Raw genomic sequence first — 12885 nt, 5'->3', positions numbered from 1 at the left:
GCCTCAGGCAAGCAGCGAGACGCGCTGGCCGGCGTGATGCTCGATCCGGCCGGCGAGGTCGAGCTCCAGCAGCAGCACCTGCACCAGCCCCGCCGACAGCCCCGTGAACCGAATCAAGTCGTCGATCTCGGTCGGCACCGGCCCGAGCGCCTCGATCAGCCGCTCGCGGTCGCCCCGCGCCGGATCCTCCACCCCATCCGGATCGCCGTCGTCGCGCGCCTCGCCGGCGAATTCCGGCGCCGCCAGCCGCTCGGCCATGCCGTCGCCGCGATCGGCCAGCCAGTCGGGCTTCGGCGCGAAGGCGGGGCCGATCATCGGCGCCACGATCTCCAGCACGTCGGCGGCCTCGGTGACGAGATGGGCGCCCTGCTTGATCAACTGGTTGGTGCCGGCGGCGCGCGGATCGAGCGGCGATCCCGGCACGGCGAACACCGCCCTGCCCTGCTCGCCGGCGAGCCGCGCCGTGATCAGCGAGCCCGAGCGCTGCGCCGCCTCGACCAGGAGCGTGCCGGAGGCCATGCCGGACACCAGACGGTTGCGGCGCGGAAAATCGCGCGAGCGCGGCTCCCAGCCGAGCGGCATCTCGGAGACATGCGCGCCGCCCGCCTCGAGGATGCGATCGGCGAGCGCGGCGTTCTCCGGCGGGTAGAGCCGGTCGAGGCCGCCGGCGAAGACGGCGACCGTGCCGGCGGCAAGCGCCGCCTGGTGCGCCGCCGCGTCGATGCCGCGCGCCAGGCCCGAGACGACGACGAAGCCGGCATCGCCGAGATCGCGCGCGAGGCGCTGCGCCATCCGGCAGCCGGCGACGGAGGCGCTGCGGGCGCCGACGATGGCGATCATCGGCCGCGCGAGCACGCCGAGGCCGCCGCGCACCGAAATCAGCGGCGGCGCCGCGTCGATCGCCTTCAGCCAGGCGGGATAATCGGGTTCGCCGATGGCGACGAAGCGGCCACCGAGGCGGGCGAGCTGCGCGATCTCGCGCTCGGCGTCGGCGCGGCCCGCGACGCGGGCCTGCCGGCCGCTGCGGGCCGCGAGTTCGGGCAGCCCGTCGAGGGCGGCGGTGGCGGAGCCGAAATGGCGGATCAGCTGGCGGAAGGTGACCGGGCCGACATTCTCGCTGCGGATCAGCCTCAGCCAGGCCAGCCGCTCCCGGTCCGAAAGACGATCGGCGCCGGCCGGCCTGACGTCGCGGGGAGAACCGTCTTCCCCGCCCGCCATCGCCTCAGCCCTTCTGGCCGATGCGGCTTTCGGTGCCGCCGAGGAGCCGCCCGATATTGGCGCGATGCTTGACGATCAGGATCAGCGACAGGACGGCGAAGAGCAGCCCCTTCGGAATGTCGCCGATGGCGAACAGCACGATCGGCACGACGACGCTGGCGACCAGCGCCGCCAGCGACGAATAGCGCGAGATATAGGCGACGGCGATCCAGACCACGGCGAAGAGCAGCGCGATCGGCCAGGCGAGTCCGATCAGCACGCCAAGATAGGTGGCGACGCCCTTGCCGCCCTTGAAGCGCAGCCAGATCGAGAAGATGTGGCCGAGAAACGCGCCGAGGCCGGCGAGGATGGCGGCTTCCGGGCCCCAGAGATGGCCGGCGACCAGCACCGCGACGGTCCCCTTCAGCGCGTCGCCGATCAGCGTCGCGGCGGCGAGCTTCTTGTTGCCGGTCCTGAGCACATTGGTGGCGCCGATATTGCCGGAGCCGATCGAGCGGATGTCGCCGAGCCCGGCGAAGCGGGTCAGGATCAGCCCGAACGGGATCGAGCCAAGGAGATAGCCGAGAACCAGCGCCGCCACGACGAGCGACGCAGTGAGATCCCAGCCGACCGGCTGTGGCAGCATGGCAGCTTCCCCCGAAACTCAGATACAAGAAGCGACGCCGGCTCCCGGAGCCCGGCGTCGCGAAGAGACCCCGTCAGTCGCCAGCGTATGCGTAGACGGTCCGGCCCGCAACGATTGTCCGGAGCACCCGGCCCTCGAAGCGCGCGCCCTCGAAAGGCGTGTTCTTCGAGCGCGAGCGCAGCTTCTCGCCGTCGCAGATCCAGGGCATGGCCGGGTCGACCAGCACGAGATCGGCGGGAGCGCCCGCGGTCAGCCGTCCGCCCGGCAGGCCGAGCAGTTCCGCCGGCCGCGTCGACAGCGCGCGCGCCACCGTCAGCAGATCGACATCGCCATTGTTGACGAGGCGCAGCGTCGCCGCGAGCAGGGTCTCGAGGCCGACGGCGCCGTCGGCCGCTTCCGCGAAGGGATGGCGCTTGGTGTCGACGTCCTGCGGATCGTGGCTCGAGACGATGACGTCGATCGAGCCGTCGGCGACGCCCTCGATCATCGCCTGGCGGTCGTCTTCCGAGCGGAGCGGCGGCGACAGGCGGAAGAAGGTGCGGTAGGGCCCGATATCGAGCTCGTTCAGCGCCAGATGCGTCGCCGAGACACCGCAGGTGACGGCAAGGCCCGCCTTCTTGGCGCGGCGGATGATCTCGAGCGATTCCGCGCAGGAGATCTGCGCCGCGTGATAGCGGCCGCGCGTCAGCGCCGCGAGGCGGACATCGCGCTCCAGCATGATGATCTCGGCTTCCTTCGGAATGCCGGAAAGGCCGAGCCGGGTCGCCGTCTCGCCCTCGTTCATCACGCCGGCGCCGGTCAGGTCGGGATCGGCCGGATGGTGCATGATCAGCGCGCCGAAATCGCGCGCATAGGTCAGCGCCCGGCGCAGCACGAGCGCATTGGTGATCGAATGGCGGCCATCCGTGAAGCCGACCGCGCCCGCGTCGCGCAGCAGGCCGAATTCGGTCATCTCGCGGCCCTTGAGGCCCTTGGTGATGGCGGCCATCGGCATGACGCGCACGAGCGCCGTATCGCGCGTGCGGCGGGCGATGAAATCGACCAGCGCCACGTCGTCGATCACGGGATCGGTGTCGGGCATCATGATGACGGTGGTGACGCCGCCGGCGGCGGCCGAATGGCCGGCGGAGGCGAAGGTCTCGCGATGCTCGCCGCCGGGCTCGCCGACGAAGACGCGCATGTCGATCAGGCCGGGCATCACGGCGGCGCCGCGGCAATCGACGATCTCGGCGCCCTCGGGGAACGCGGTCGCGTCGGCCTCGGGGCCGGCGGCGATGATCACGCCGTTTTCGACGATCACGCTGCCGCGGGCATCGAGCTTGCGCGACGGATCGATCACCCGGGCATTGGTGAGGACGAGCGGACGCTCGGCCGGATTCAGACGCTCATCGGTCATCTCGCCCTCATCCGTTCGGCAGGTTCTGCGCCAGCGCCTCGAGCACGGCCATGCGCACCGCGACACCCATCTCGACCTGGTCGCGGATCAGGCTCTGCGGCCCGTCGGCGATGGCAGAGTCGATCTCGACGCCCCGGTTCATCGGGCCGGGATGCATGACGAGCGCGCCGGGCTTGGCATAGGCCAGCTTTTCGGCATCAAGGCCGAAGAAGTGGAAATATTCGCGCACCGACGGCACGAAGGAGCCGTCCATCCGCTCGCGCTGCAGGCGCAGCATCATGACGATGTCGGCGTCCTTCAGCCCCTTGCGCATGTCGGTGAAGATCTCGACGCCGAGGCGGTCTAGCCCCTTCGGCAGCAGCGTCGACGGCCCGATGCAGCGCACCCGTGCGCCGAGCGCGTTCAGCAGCATGATGTTGGAGCGGGCGACGCGCGAATGCAGGATATCGCCGCAGATCGCAACCGTCAGGTCGTGGATCGGGCCCTTGTGGCGACGGATCGTCAGCGCGTCGAGCAGCGCCTGGGTCGGGTGCTCATGCGCGCCGTCGCCGGCGTTGATCACCGAGCAGCCGACCTTCTGCGCGAGCAGATGTACCGCGCCGGCGGCGTGGTGGCGGACGACGAGGATGTCGGGGTTCATGGCGTTCAGCGTCATCGCCGTGTCGATGAGCGTCTCGCCCTTCTTCACCGAGGACGAGCCGACCGACATGTTCATCACGTCGGCGCCAAGCCGCTTGCCGGCGAGCTCGAACGAGGACTGGGTCCGCGTCGACGCTTCGAAGAACAGGTTGATCTGGGTGCGGCCGCGCAGAACGGCCTTTTTCTTCTCGACCTGTCGGCTGACTTCGACGGCCTCCTCGGCCAGGTCGAGAAGGGCGATGATCTCCGCAGGCAGGAGACCTTCTATGCCTAGCAGGTGGCGATGCGCGAACACTGCGGCGGGACTGGCTTTGAGCTCGTTCATTTGAAGCGATCCCTATATGGGGAGTCGGACCGTGCGACAAGACCGGGGGCGATCCGACGCCTGTTTTGCACGTCGGCCAACGCGGCGCCAGTGACGCCCGCAACCGGCAGACGCCGACGCGGTGGATTGCCGCGTCGGCTTGTATCATGGGTCGGAGGCGCGATATTAGCCGCGTCGAGGAGATCCTGATGGACCAGTGGATCAGCAGTTCGGAAGCGACCGCGCGACCCCAGCGTTCATGGGCGCAGGCGATGACGCGCGGATTCCTGTGTCGCTGCCCCGCCTGCGGCAAGGGCCGCATGTTCAACGGCTACCTCACGGTCGTCGATGCCTGCGAGGCCTGCGGCGAGGACCTGTCGCACCAGCGCGCCGACGACGCCCCGCCCTATTTCACCATCACCATCGTCGCCCATATCGTGGTGCCGCTGATGCTGATCGTGGAAATGGCCTGGCATCTCTCCAACATGACGCATCTGGCGATCTGGCTGCCGCTGACGGCGGTGCTGACGCTCGGCCTGCTGCGGCCGGTCAAGGGCGCCATCGTCGGCCTGCAATGGGCGCTCTATATGCACGGCTTCGACCCGGACGGCGACGCCGACGACCACGCGGCAGAAGCGTGGCGGGCGGATTCCGGCTGACGCCGGTTTCTCTCCCTCTCGACCCCGGCCGGCTCAGCGTCTAGAACGGCGCCGTCCTTGAGCGACCCTGCAATTCAGTACCCGAGGCGAATATATGACCATGGCATCCGAACGGCGGACCGATGGCGGAGGCACGATTGGCCTCGTCGCGGCGATCGGATCGGTAGCGGCCGTCGGCCTCGGCTTCTCGATCACCCTGCCGCTGCTGGCGCTGACGCTCGAAGATCGGGGCATCTCCTCGACATGGATCGGCATCAACACGGCGACCTGGGGCCTGGCGGCGATCGCCATCACCCCCTTCGTCTCCAGGCTCGCGGCGCGAATCGGCACCGCCCAGCTGCTGGCCCTCGCCATTCTCGTGCTCGCGGCCGCGCTGCCGCTCTTCTATCTCTCGCCCTTCTGGGCCTGGTTCATCCTGCGCCTCGTCGGCGGCGCCGCCGTCACCACCACCTTCGTGCTGTCGGAATTCTGGATCAGCTCGGCCGCGCCGCCTGCCCGGCGCGGCGTCATCATGGGCATCTACGCCTCCGTGCTTTCCGGCGGCTTCGCGCTCGGCCCCGTCATTCTGTCGCTGACCGGCACGCAGGGCCTGCTGCCCTTCCTGGTCGGCTCGGTCGTGCTGATGCTCGGCATCATCCCGGTCCTCTGCGGCATGCCGGTGGCGCCCAAGCTCGACCGCCGCGAAAGCCACTCCTTCGGCCGCTTCCTGTTCCTGGCCCCGGCGGCGACCGGCGCCGCGCTGCTCTTCGGCACGATCGAGACCGGCGCCTTCGCGCTACTGCCGATCTACGGCCAGCGCGTCGGCCACACCCGTGACCTGGTGATCCTGCTCGGCATCGGAGTCACCATCGGCAACATCCTGCTGCAGATGCCGATGGGCATGCTGTCGGACCGGATGAACCGGCGGAAGCTCCTGATGATCATCGCCGCCTTCGGCCTGCTCGGCGCGGCGATCCTGCCGATGGTGGCCTCGCATTTCTGGCTCCTGATGGTGGCGCTCGCCATCTGGGGCGGCGTCATCGGCTCGCTCTATACGGTCGGCCTCGCCCATCTCGGCTCGCGCTTCACCGGCTCGGACCTCGCCGCCGCCAATGCCGCCTTCGTGTTCTGCTATTCACTCGGCGGCCTGGTCGGCCCGGCCACGCTCGGCGTCGCGATGGACATGTGGGATCCGCATGGCTTCGCCATCGGCATCGGCATCTTCTTCGCCGCCTATCTTGCCATGCTGATCATCCGCATGGGGTTGGCGCGCCTGCCCAGAGGCAACTCACAGGGAGTTTCCAAGGGAGTCTCCAAGAACGTTTCTTGACTTTCACTTCTGAATCCGTAGGGTGCGCGCACAAAGGCGCCGGGCCAGTTCTTGCTACGTTGCGCGCAACAATTTTGAGGTTTGACCATGGCCAAGGCCACCACGATCAAGATCAAGCTCGTGAGCTCCGCTGACACCGGCTTCTTCTACGTCACGAAGAAGAACTCGCGCACCATGACCGAGAAGTTCTCGGCCAAGAAGTACGACCCGGTCGCTCGCAAGCACGTCGAGTTCCGCGAAGCCAAGATCAAGTAGGATCGGCACGCAGATTTCCAAAAAAGGCGCCATTTCGGCGCCTTTTTTATTGTCCTCATTTCGGCTCCGCCGACGGAAAGCGTGGCCCGGCCGGGTGCGGGTCTTGGAGGAGGCCACTCTCGCCGCTCCGACCGGGCCGGCCTCGCGGACCCAGGAGATGCGGCCCTGGGGCTCCGCGGGGTTTTCGAGAAGCGCCGGTCCTCACCGGCGCCGGCCGCCCGCAGCGGCGGCCCGATGCCCATGCAGATCATATGGGGCGCAGCGGGCCACCTGACCACGCCGCGATCGGAAATTCCGGGGAGGATCGGACGAAACTGCCCTCAGGCGTCGCCGAGATAGGTCTTCACCGTCTCGATGAACTTGGCGATCGAGATCGGCTTCGACAGATAGGCCTCGCAGCCGCCCTGGCGGATGCGCTCCTCGTCGCCCTTCATGGCGAAGGCGGTGACGGCGATGATCGGGATGACGCGCAGCTCGTCATCCTCCTTGATCCATTTCGTCACTTCGAGGCCGGAAACCTCGGGCAGCTGGATGTCCATCAGGATCAGGTCGGGCCGGTGCGTCCGGGCAAGCTCCAGCGCTTCCAGCCCGCTGCGGGTCTGGATAATGTTATAGCCATGCGCTTCGAGGAGGTCGTGGAAGAGCTTCATGTTGAGCTCGTTGTCTTCCACCACGAGAACGGTCTTTGCCATTCGTCCCTGCTTGCAGCCCTCGATCCCGTCGACGGCGTCTACTAGATGGTATCGATCTGGAAATTAGCGAAGATTCGTTTCGGAAAGGCAAATGCATGATCCGGCACAAGGAGCCGCCGCTCGATGTCGAGGGAGCGGAAAGGCTGGCGATCGAGGGACTGGCGTTCCTCGCTTCCGAACCGGAGGAACTGGGCCGCTTCCTGGCGCTGGTCGGCCTCGGCCCTGAGACGCTGCGCGACGCTGCCTCCGACCCCGGCTTCCTCGCCGGCGTCCTCGAATATTTCATGGAGAACGAGGCGCTGCTGCTTGTCTTCGCCGCCCGCGCCAACATAAGGCCGACGATGATCGCCGCCGCCCGCTACCTGCTCGACCGGGAAATCACGGAATGACCGAAACCATCGCGCTCGACCTCGACGGCTACACCGACCTGCCGCCGGGCCGGATCGCCAATGTCGTCACCTATCTGGAAATGACGGAGCGCCCTGCCCCTTCGGCGGAGCCGGACGGCGCCGGTAACCGTACGGTGCGCCGTGTCGAAAAGCCGGACCTCGATTCTTATCGCGACCTCTACCGCCGCATCGGCACCGACTGGCTGTGGTTTTCCCGCGCCGTGATGTCGGACGACGAACTCCGCGCCCTGCTGGCGAAGCCGACGACCGAGATCCACTTCCTCGAGCAGGACGGCGTGCCGATCGGCCTCGCCGAACTGCACCATGGCGAAGGCGGGCCCGCGAATGTCGAGATCGCCATGTTCGGCGTCGTGCCGAAAGCGACCGGCACCGGCGCGGCGCGGCAATTGATGAATGCGGCGCTTGCCGTCGCCTGGGACGGCGGCACGGAGCGCGTCTGGCTCCATACCTGCTCCTTCGACCATCCGGCCGCCCTGCGCTTCTACAGGCGATCCGGCTTCGCGCCGTTCAAGTTCGCGATCGAGGTGTCGACCGACCCGCGCCTCGACGGCCACCTGCCGCGCTCGGCGGGCCCGCATGTCGCGTTGATCGATCCGGACACCGCCGGCTGAGGCCGGCGCCGGCAGGAAAGGGTTGACGGAAGGCTACCAGCTTGGTGCGCTGTTAACCCCTACCAGGACCGCCGCTCGGCCGCCGTCGAGGAGCGACCGGGACGACGCGCCGCCGCGAGCTCGACCGAAGCGCTCCGCTCCTGGTCGCGCGCCGCCATCTGCTCCGCCTTGCGGAGATCGTCCAGCGCCAGGTCCAGTTCGGCCTGCGCGGCCGAAAGCTGCGCCTCAAGATCATGCGCCGAGGCGCGGAGATTGTCGCGCCGGGCCATCGCCGCCTTGGCGAAGGTCGGATAGGCGAAATGCGAGCTGTCCCGGATGCCGGCCCGTTCCTGCTCGACATTGATCTGGTCTTCCAGGTCGCGGGCCATGCGCTCGAACTCGGCGACCATGGTCTGGATCTGGTTGACCTGCCGACGCTTTTCCTCGGCCTGGAAACGCTTTAGCCGAATGATGCTATCACGCGACTTCATACTCGTTACTCCCTGAACACTGAGACGCACACGCGCCGCGACGCCGGCCCTTGCAGGCGCGCATCGCCGCTGTGGGTTGCGGCCATCAGACTTGTCAAAACCTTAAGCCTTCGGGCTCGCGCTAACCTTTCGTTTACGTCTCGCGTTAATCATGCGCTGGAGGGCTTAAGGGCGGGTAAACCCATCCTGCGGTGCCTTCATCCTAATTCCGTGAGTCCGACCAATTGGTTACCGGATTGCGTGCATTCGGGCGATGAGGTGCAATCCACACCAATTCGCTCGGAATCTCAAAGAGCTTGGGCGATTTCCGAATAATTCGCCTGAACCCCTTGTGAGCACGAATCAGAATTTGTTAACCATTAAGCGTTAGCCTTCGAATCGGGGTGAGCCGTTTTCCAAGCACCGGTTTTCGAGGCCGGAGCGCCAAGCCCAGGATAGGCAATTGAGGGGATTGGTATGCGAGTTCTGCTGATCGAGGACGACAGCGCCACGGCGCAGAGCATCGAGTTGATGCTCAAGTCCGAGAATTTTAACGTCTACACGACGGATCTCGGCGAAGAGGGTGTCGATCTCGGCAAGCTCTACGACTACGATATCATTCTGCTCGACCTGAACCTGCCCGACATGTCGGGCTACGAGGTTCTCCGGTCGCTGCGCGTCGCCAAGGTCAAGACGCCGATCCTGATCCTCTCCGGCCTGGCCGGCATCGAGGACAAGGTGCGCGGCCTCGGTTTCGGCGCCGACGACTACATGACCAAGCCCTTCCACAAGGACGAGCTCGTTGCGCGCATCCACGCGATCGTGCGCCGCTCGAAGGGCCATGCCCAGTCGGTGATCGTCACCGGCGAGCTGACCGTCAACCTCGACACCAAGACCGTCGAAGTGCATGGCAGCCGCGTCCACCTGACGGGCAAGGAATACCAGATGCTGGAGCTGCTCTCGCTCCGCAAGGGCACCACGCTGACCAAGGAAATGTTCCTGAACCACCTCTATGGCGGCATGGACGAGCCCGAACTGAAGATCATCGACGTCTTCATCTGCAAGCTGCGCAAGAAGCTGGCGACCGCGACCAACGGACTCAACTACATCGAGACCGTCTGGGGCCGCGGCTACGTGCTGCGCGAGCCGGATGAGACCCAGATGCGCGCAAGCGCATAGCCGGACCTCCCCCGGCCGAAACTAGAAAGCCCCGCCCCTGCGGGGCTTTTTTCTTGTCCGGCTGCGCGGCGGCGGCGATCAGCTGCGCTCCCCGCCCCGGGCCAACCAACTGGCAGGCAACAAAAAAGCCGCGCGGATCAAGCCGCGCGGCTTTTTTGTTGCCTCGGACGCGCCGGGCGTCCAAGTCGGGATCAGGCCTGGCCGGTGGTCTCGGCGACAGCAGCCTCGGCGGCGGCCTCGGGTGCGTCCGCCAGCATCGTCTCGGTGGCGGGAGCCTCGACCGCCGGCGCCTCGACCGGAGCCTCTTCCGCCGCAGGCGCAAGGGCGCTGGAGCGCGCCGTGATGATGACATCGGCGCCGTCGAGCACGGCGGCGACGCTCATGCCGCAGCTGCGCGCCAGCAGGCCCGCATAATAGGGCTGCACGGCATGGGCATCGATGTTGACGTCGACGATCGCGCCGGGAATGAGCTTCTCGAACGCAACCGGGATGCGGGCGCTCGGGCCGGAGCAATGGAAGGTGACGTCCGGCTTCGTGGGCTCGCCCTCGATCGTGACCTTGATCGAGCCGCCGCGCGGCACGGCCGCGACCGCCATCAGCACGAGGTTCAGGATCAGCTTGACCTGGTTCTTCGGCATCAACGCGCGGGGCGCCGTCCACTCGAACGATGCCTTCTCGCCTTCCATGTAGCCGCGCGCCACCTTCTCGGCGTCGCCGATGTCGATCTCGGCGCCGGCGGAACCGGCGGCGCCGAAGGCGAGCCGTGCGAACTGCAGCTTGGCAGAAGCCTGGCGGGCGCTCTTGCGGATCAGGTCGAAGGCGAACGCCTTCATCTCCTCGCTGGTCTCCTCGTCGAGGACCTCGAGGCCGTTGTTGATGGCGCCGACCGGCGAGATGATGTCGTGACAGACGCGGCTGCAGAGCAGCGCCGCGAGATCGAGGGCTTCGAGTTCGATCTCATTGGTCATGACGGATCCCCCTGAACGAATCAGCGCAGTAAAAAAGGCGCTTCGGGGATACACCGGCCCAGCGAAGCTGCCAACCGCCAGCCGGTCGCGGCCCGCAGCTCCTGCAGCCCACCGCGTGCCCCGATGCCGCCCCTTTTTGACTTACACTTCCTGAGGTGATTCGCGTGCCCACTGCCGGTTTCCGCCCATCGGGGATCGGGTTCCGTGCCATGACAGCCGCCACGACAAGGAGCCGACCGACATGACCCGCAGCCTGCGTCTTTTCCTCCTGCTCGCGCTGGTCGCCCTGGCGGCGCCCTTCCTTGCCCTCAGCCACGCCCAGGCTCAGGCACAGAACCAGTATTCTTCCGATGAGCTGGTCAATACCGGCCACAAGTTCTTCGGCGAGGTTTCCGGCAGCCTCGCCACCGTCGTCGAGCACGCCGTCTCCAAATATGGCCAGCCGAACGGCTACATTCTCGGCGAGCAGGGCTCGGGCGCGCTGTTCGCGGGTCTGCGCTACGGCAACGGCACGCTCTACACCAAGAACGCCGGCCAGCATCAGGTGTTCTTCCAGGGTCCCTCGCTAGGCTGGGACATCGGCGGCGAAGGCTCGCGCGTCATGATGCTGGTCTACAACCTGCCCTCGATCAACGCGATCTATTCGCGCTTCGGCGGCGTCAACGGCTCGGCCTTCCTGGTCGGCGGCGTCGGCATGACGGTGCTGTCGCGCGACGACGTCTTCATCGTCCCGATCGTCTCCGGCCTCGGCGCCCGCCTCGGTCTCAACATCGGCTACCTGAAGTTCACCGACCGTCAGACCTGGAACCCCTTCTGACCAGGGCCATTGAATCCCGGCGGCTGTGACCGGGATCATCGCGACAAAGCCACACCCGCGTCAGAACCGGCATTGCGGGCCGGCGACACGCGCTTGTGGCTGGACTCTCGGGTTCGGACAATGTCATCTGGAAGCCTGCGCGTGGGCTGGCGCTGAAGGCCGATGTCTGCGGAGCGGTTCTCGCCAGGCGCTCCGCGGGCGCAACCGACATCCGGAGACGGTGCGTTGATTGAATCTCTGATGTACTTCGCTCTCGGCTTCCTGTCGGCAGGCATCTTGGCCTTGGTCCTCATCCCCCCTTTCTGGCGCCGCGCCGTCCGCCTCTCCCGCCGCAACATGGAGCGGACGCTGCCGATGACGCGCGCCGAGATCCAGGCCGAGAAGGATCAGATCCGCGCCGGTTTCGCCATGTCGACGCGCACCCTCGACCAGACGGTCGAGCGGCTGAAGGCGCAGGTCATGGAGCAGATGATCGACATCAACCGCAAGCGCGAGGTCATCACCCATCTGACGGCACAGGGTTCGCTTTCGGCCGATGACATCGTCGCGCTCGAAGCGCGCCGGGCCGAGTTGGAAGTCCGCGTCGCCGACGCCGAACTCGCCGCAGCCACCGCTACGACCGACCGCGCCGAAAACGAAAAACGGCTGGAGAAGATCCGGCTCAAGCTGGCCGAAACCGAGGAGACGCTTCGCGAGACGAACGACGAACGCGAGGCGCAGCGCCTGGAAATCATCGCCCGCGACACCGAGCTCGACAACATGCGCGACGCGCTGGCGGCGCTGAAGATGTCGACGACGGGCGACGAAGTGGCGAATGCCGGCATCGAGAGCGAGATGTCGACGCTGAAGGCCAATCTGGCGATCGAGCGCCGCCGCATCGAGGAGCAGAGCGAGCGCGAGGCCCAGAGCGAGGCGACGATGCGCGCCGCGATCGCCGAACTGAAGCTGCGCGAAACCGAGCTCGAAGAGACGCACGCCAAGGTCAAGGACCTGTCGATCCGCCTCGTCGAGGCGGAGACGGCCGAAATGGGCGCCCTGGCGCTCAAGGACCAGAAGCGCGAGCTGGAGCAGCGCATCGCTGCGCTCGAAACCCGCAATGCCGGCCTCGAAGCCGATATCGAGGCGCTGAGGCTTCGTTCGGGCACCGCGAGTGCCGAGGAGACGGCGTTGCTGCGCGGCAAGCTGATCGAGTTCGGCGCTGCCGTGGCGCGCCTCGCCAATGAGCGCGGCGAAGGCCCGACCCTCGTCACGATGCTGCCTCCGCCCCCCGAGGGGACGCCGTCTCCGGCGCCCGCCCAGGGCCTTGCCGAGCGTATCCGCGCCTTGCAGCACGCCGGCACCGGCCTCTAGGGGA

The 12885-nt window shown here is 67.1% G+C and carries 15 protein-coding genes; 8 read left to right on the top strand and 7 right to left on the bottom strand.

Annotated features, from left to right (window positions below; all coding sequences use genetic code 11):
- Window positions 1-3: 3 nt before the first annotated feature.
- From dprA to WFK98_RS21275, 4 genes are all read right to left on the bottom strand, one after another.
- A complete protein-coding gene (gene dprA / locus WFK98_RS21290; RefSeq protein WP_336801639.1) occupies window positions 4-1218 on the bottom strand; it encodes a DNA-processing protein DprA in 1215 nt (404 codons plus the stop codon).
- A 4-nt stretch (window positions 1219-1222) separates the two neighbouring features.
- Complete coding sequence (gene plsY, locus WFK98_RS21285; RefSeq protein WP_336801638.1) at window positions 1223-1843, bottom strand: glycerol-3-phosphate 1-O-acyltransferase PlsY; 621 nt, start codon at window positions 1841-1843, stop codon at window positions 1223-1225.
- Window positions 1844-1916: 73 nt separating this feature from the next.
- The gene (locus tag WFK98_RS21280) at window positions 1917-3239 is read right to left on the bottom strand and encodes a dihydroorotase (RefSeq protein WP_336801637.1); all 1323 of its coding nucleotides are present in this window, start codon (window positions 3237-3239) and stop codon (window positions 1917-1919) included.
- Between the two features lie 7 nt (window positions 3240-3246).
- On the bottom strand, window positions 3247-4203 hold the full coding sequence (locus WFK98_RS21275) for an aspartate carbamoyltransferase catalytic subunit (RefSeq protein WP_336801636.1): 957 nt from the start codon (window positions 4201-4203) through the stop codon (window positions 3247-3249).
- A gap of 188 nt (window positions 4204-4391) precedes the next feature.
- Here WFK98_RS21275 and WFK98_RS21270 point away from each other — a divergent pair, with 188 nt between their 5' ends.
- The 3 genes from WFK98_RS21270 to rpmG all read left to right on the top strand — a co-directional run bounded on the left by WFK98_RS21270 (window position 4392) and on the right by rpmG (window position 6405).
- Window positions 4392-4841 carry a DUF983 domain-containing protein gene (locus WFK98_RS21270; protein ID WP_266340288.1) on the top strand — a complete coding sequence of 150 codons (450 nt, stop codon included), beginning with the start codon at window positions 4392-4394 and terminating at the stop codon, window positions 4839-4841.
- Window positions 4842-4935: 94 nt separating this feature from the next.
- On the top strand, window positions 4936-6150 hold the full coding sequence (locus WFK98_RS21265) for an MFS transporter (protein ID WP_266340287.1): 1215 nt from the start codon (window positions 4936-4938) through the stop codon (window positions 6148-6150).
- 87 nt (window positions 6151-6237) lie between these two features.
- On the top strand, window positions 6238-6405 hold the full coding sequence (gene rpmG, locus WFK98_RS21260; RefSeq protein WP_018181260.1) for a 50S ribosomal protein L33: 168 nt from the start codon (window positions 6238-6240) through the stop codon (window positions 6403-6405).
- A 320-nt stretch (window positions 6406-6725) separates the two neighbouring features.
- On the opposite strand, the gene WFK98_RS21255 is transcribed toward rpmG, so the two are convergent.
- Window positions 6726-7097, bottom strand: coding sequence for a response regulator (locus WFK98_RS21255; protein ID WP_266340286.1), 372 nt, complete (start codon window positions 7095-7097; stop codon window positions 6726-6728).
- 95 nt (window positions 7098-7192) lie between these two features.
- Here WFK98_RS21255 and WFK98_RS21250 point away from each other — a divergent pair, with 95 nt between their 5' ends.
- Window positions 7193-7486, top strand: a complete 294-nt coding sequence (locus tag WFK98_RS21250) for a DUF3572 domain-containing protein (protein WP_336801635.1) — start codon at window positions 7193-7195, stop codon at window positions 7484-7486.
- On the top strand, window positions 7483-8118 hold the full coding sequence (locus WFK98_RS21245; protein ID WP_336801634.1) for a GNAT family N-acetyltransferase: 636 nt from the start codon (window positions 7483-7485) through the stop codon (window positions 8116-8118). The genes WFK98_RS21250 and WFK98_RS21245 overlap by 4 nt, the downstream gene beginning before the upstream one ends.
- A gap of 59 nt (window positions 8119-8177) precedes the next feature.
- On the opposite strand, the gene WFK98_RS21240 is transcribed toward WFK98_RS21245, so the two are convergent.
- Complete coding sequence (locus WFK98_RS21240; protein WP_266340283.1) at window positions 8178-8588, bottom strand: flagellar export protein FliJ; 411 nt, start codon at window positions 8586-8588, stop codon at window positions 8178-8180.
- 456 nt (window positions 8589-9044) lie between these two features.
- Here WFK98_RS21240 and ctrA point away from each other — a divergent pair, with 456 nt between their 5' ends.
- Window positions 9045-9746, top strand: coding sequence for a response regulator transcription factor CtrA (ctrA, locus tag WFK98_RS21235; protein WP_266340282.1), 702 nt, complete (start codon window positions 9045-9047; stop codon window positions 9744-9746).
- 191 nt (window positions 9747-9937) lie between these two features.
- On the opposite strand, the gene chpT is transcribed toward ctrA, so the two are convergent.
- A complete protein-coding gene (gene chpT, locus WFK98_RS21230) occupies window positions 9938-10714 on the bottom strand; it encodes a histidine phosphotransferase ChpT (RefSeq protein WP_336801633.1) in 777 nt (258 codons plus the stop codon).
- 241 nt (window positions 10715-10955) lie between these two features.
- Here chpT and WFK98_RS21225 point away from each other — a divergent pair, with 241 nt between their 5' ends.
- Both WFK98_RS21225 and WFK98_RS21220 read left to right on the top strand, forming a co-directional pair.
- Window positions 10956-11531, top strand: coding sequence for a DUF1134 domain-containing protein (locus WFK98_RS21225; protein ID WP_266340280.1), 576 nt, complete (start codon window positions 10956-10958; stop codon window positions 11529-11531).
- Between the two features lie 240 nt (window positions 11532-11771).
- On the top strand, window positions 11772-12881 hold the full coding sequence (locus tag WFK98_RS21220) for a hypothetical protein (protein ID WP_336801632.1): 1110 nt from the start codon (window positions 11772-11774) through the stop codon (window positions 12879-12881).
- Window positions 12882-12885: the final 4 nt, after the last annotated feature.

Source organism: Kaistia sp. MMO-174 (assembly GCF_037147815.1).
Taxonomy (GTDB): domain Bacteria; phylum Pseudomonadota; class Alphaproteobacteria; order Rhizobiales; family Kaistiaceae; genus Kaistia; species Kaistia nematophila.
Note: the sequence above shows the minus strand (reverse complement) of the source record. Positions and strands in the feature narration are given on the sequence as shown.

Excerpts from the sequence above, each read along its gene's own strand:
- dprA (WP_336801639.1), bottom strand. The coding sequence starts at position 1,218 with ATGGCGGGCGGGGAAGACGGTTCTCCCCGCGACGTCAGGCCGGCCGGC.
- plsY (WP_336801638.1), bottom strand. The coding sequence starts at position 1,843 with ATGCTGCCACAGCCGGTCGGCTGGGATCTCACTGCGTCGCTCGTCGTG.
- WFK98_RS21280 (WP_336801637.1), bottom strand. The coding sequence starts at position 3,239 with ATGACCGATGAGCGTCTGAATCCGGCCGAGCGTCCGCTCGTCCTCACC.
- WFK98_RS21275 (WP_336801636.1), bottom strand. The coding sequence starts at position 4,203 with ATGAACGAGCTCAAAGCCAGTCCCGCCGCAGTGTTCGCGCATCGCCAC.
- WFK98_RS21270 (WP_266340288.1), top strand. The coding sequence starts at position 4,392 with ATGGACCAGTGGATCAGCAGTTCGGAAGCGACCGCGCGACCCCAGCGT.
- WFK98_RS21265 (WP_266340287.1), top strand. The coding sequence starts at position 4,936 with ATGACCATGGCATCCGAACGGCGGACCGATGGCGGAGGCACGATTGGC.
- rpmG (WP_018181260.1), top strand. The coding sequence starts at position 6,238 with ATGGCCAAGGCCACCACGATCAAGATCAAGCTCGTGAGCTCCGCTGAC.
- WFK98_RS21255 (WP_266340286.1), bottom strand. The coding sequence starts at position 7,097 with ATGGCAAAGACCGTTCTCGTGGTGGAAGACAACGAGCTCAACATGAAG.
- WFK98_RS21250 (WP_336801635.1), top strand. The coding sequence starts at position 7,193 with ATGATCCGGCACAAGGAGCCGCCGCTCGATGTCGAGGGAGCGGAAAGG.
- WFK98_RS21245 (WP_336801634.1), top strand. The coding sequence starts at position 7,483 with ATGACCGAAACCATCGCGCTCGACCTCGACGGCTACACCGACCTGCCG.
- WFK98_RS21240 (WP_266340283.1), bottom strand. The coding sequence starts at position 8,588 with ATGAAGTCGCGTGATAGCATCATTCGGCTAAAGCGTTTCCAGGCCGAG.
- ctrA (WP_266340282.1), top strand. The coding sequence starts at position 9,045 with ATGCGAGTTCTGCTGATCGAGGACGACAGCGCCACGGCGCAGAGCATC.
- chpT (WP_336801633.1), bottom strand. The coding sequence starts at position 10,714 with ATGACCAATGAGATCGAACTCGAAGCCCTCGATCTCGCGGCGCTGCTC.
- WFK98_RS21225 (WP_266340280.1), top strand. The coding sequence starts at position 10,956 with ATGACCCGCAGCCTGCGTCTTTTCCTCCTGCTCGCGCTGGTCGCCCTG.
- WFK98_RS21220 (WP_336801632.1), top strand. The coding sequence starts at position 11,772 with ATGTACTTCGCTCTCGGCTTCCTGTCGGCAGGCATCTTGGCCTTGGTC.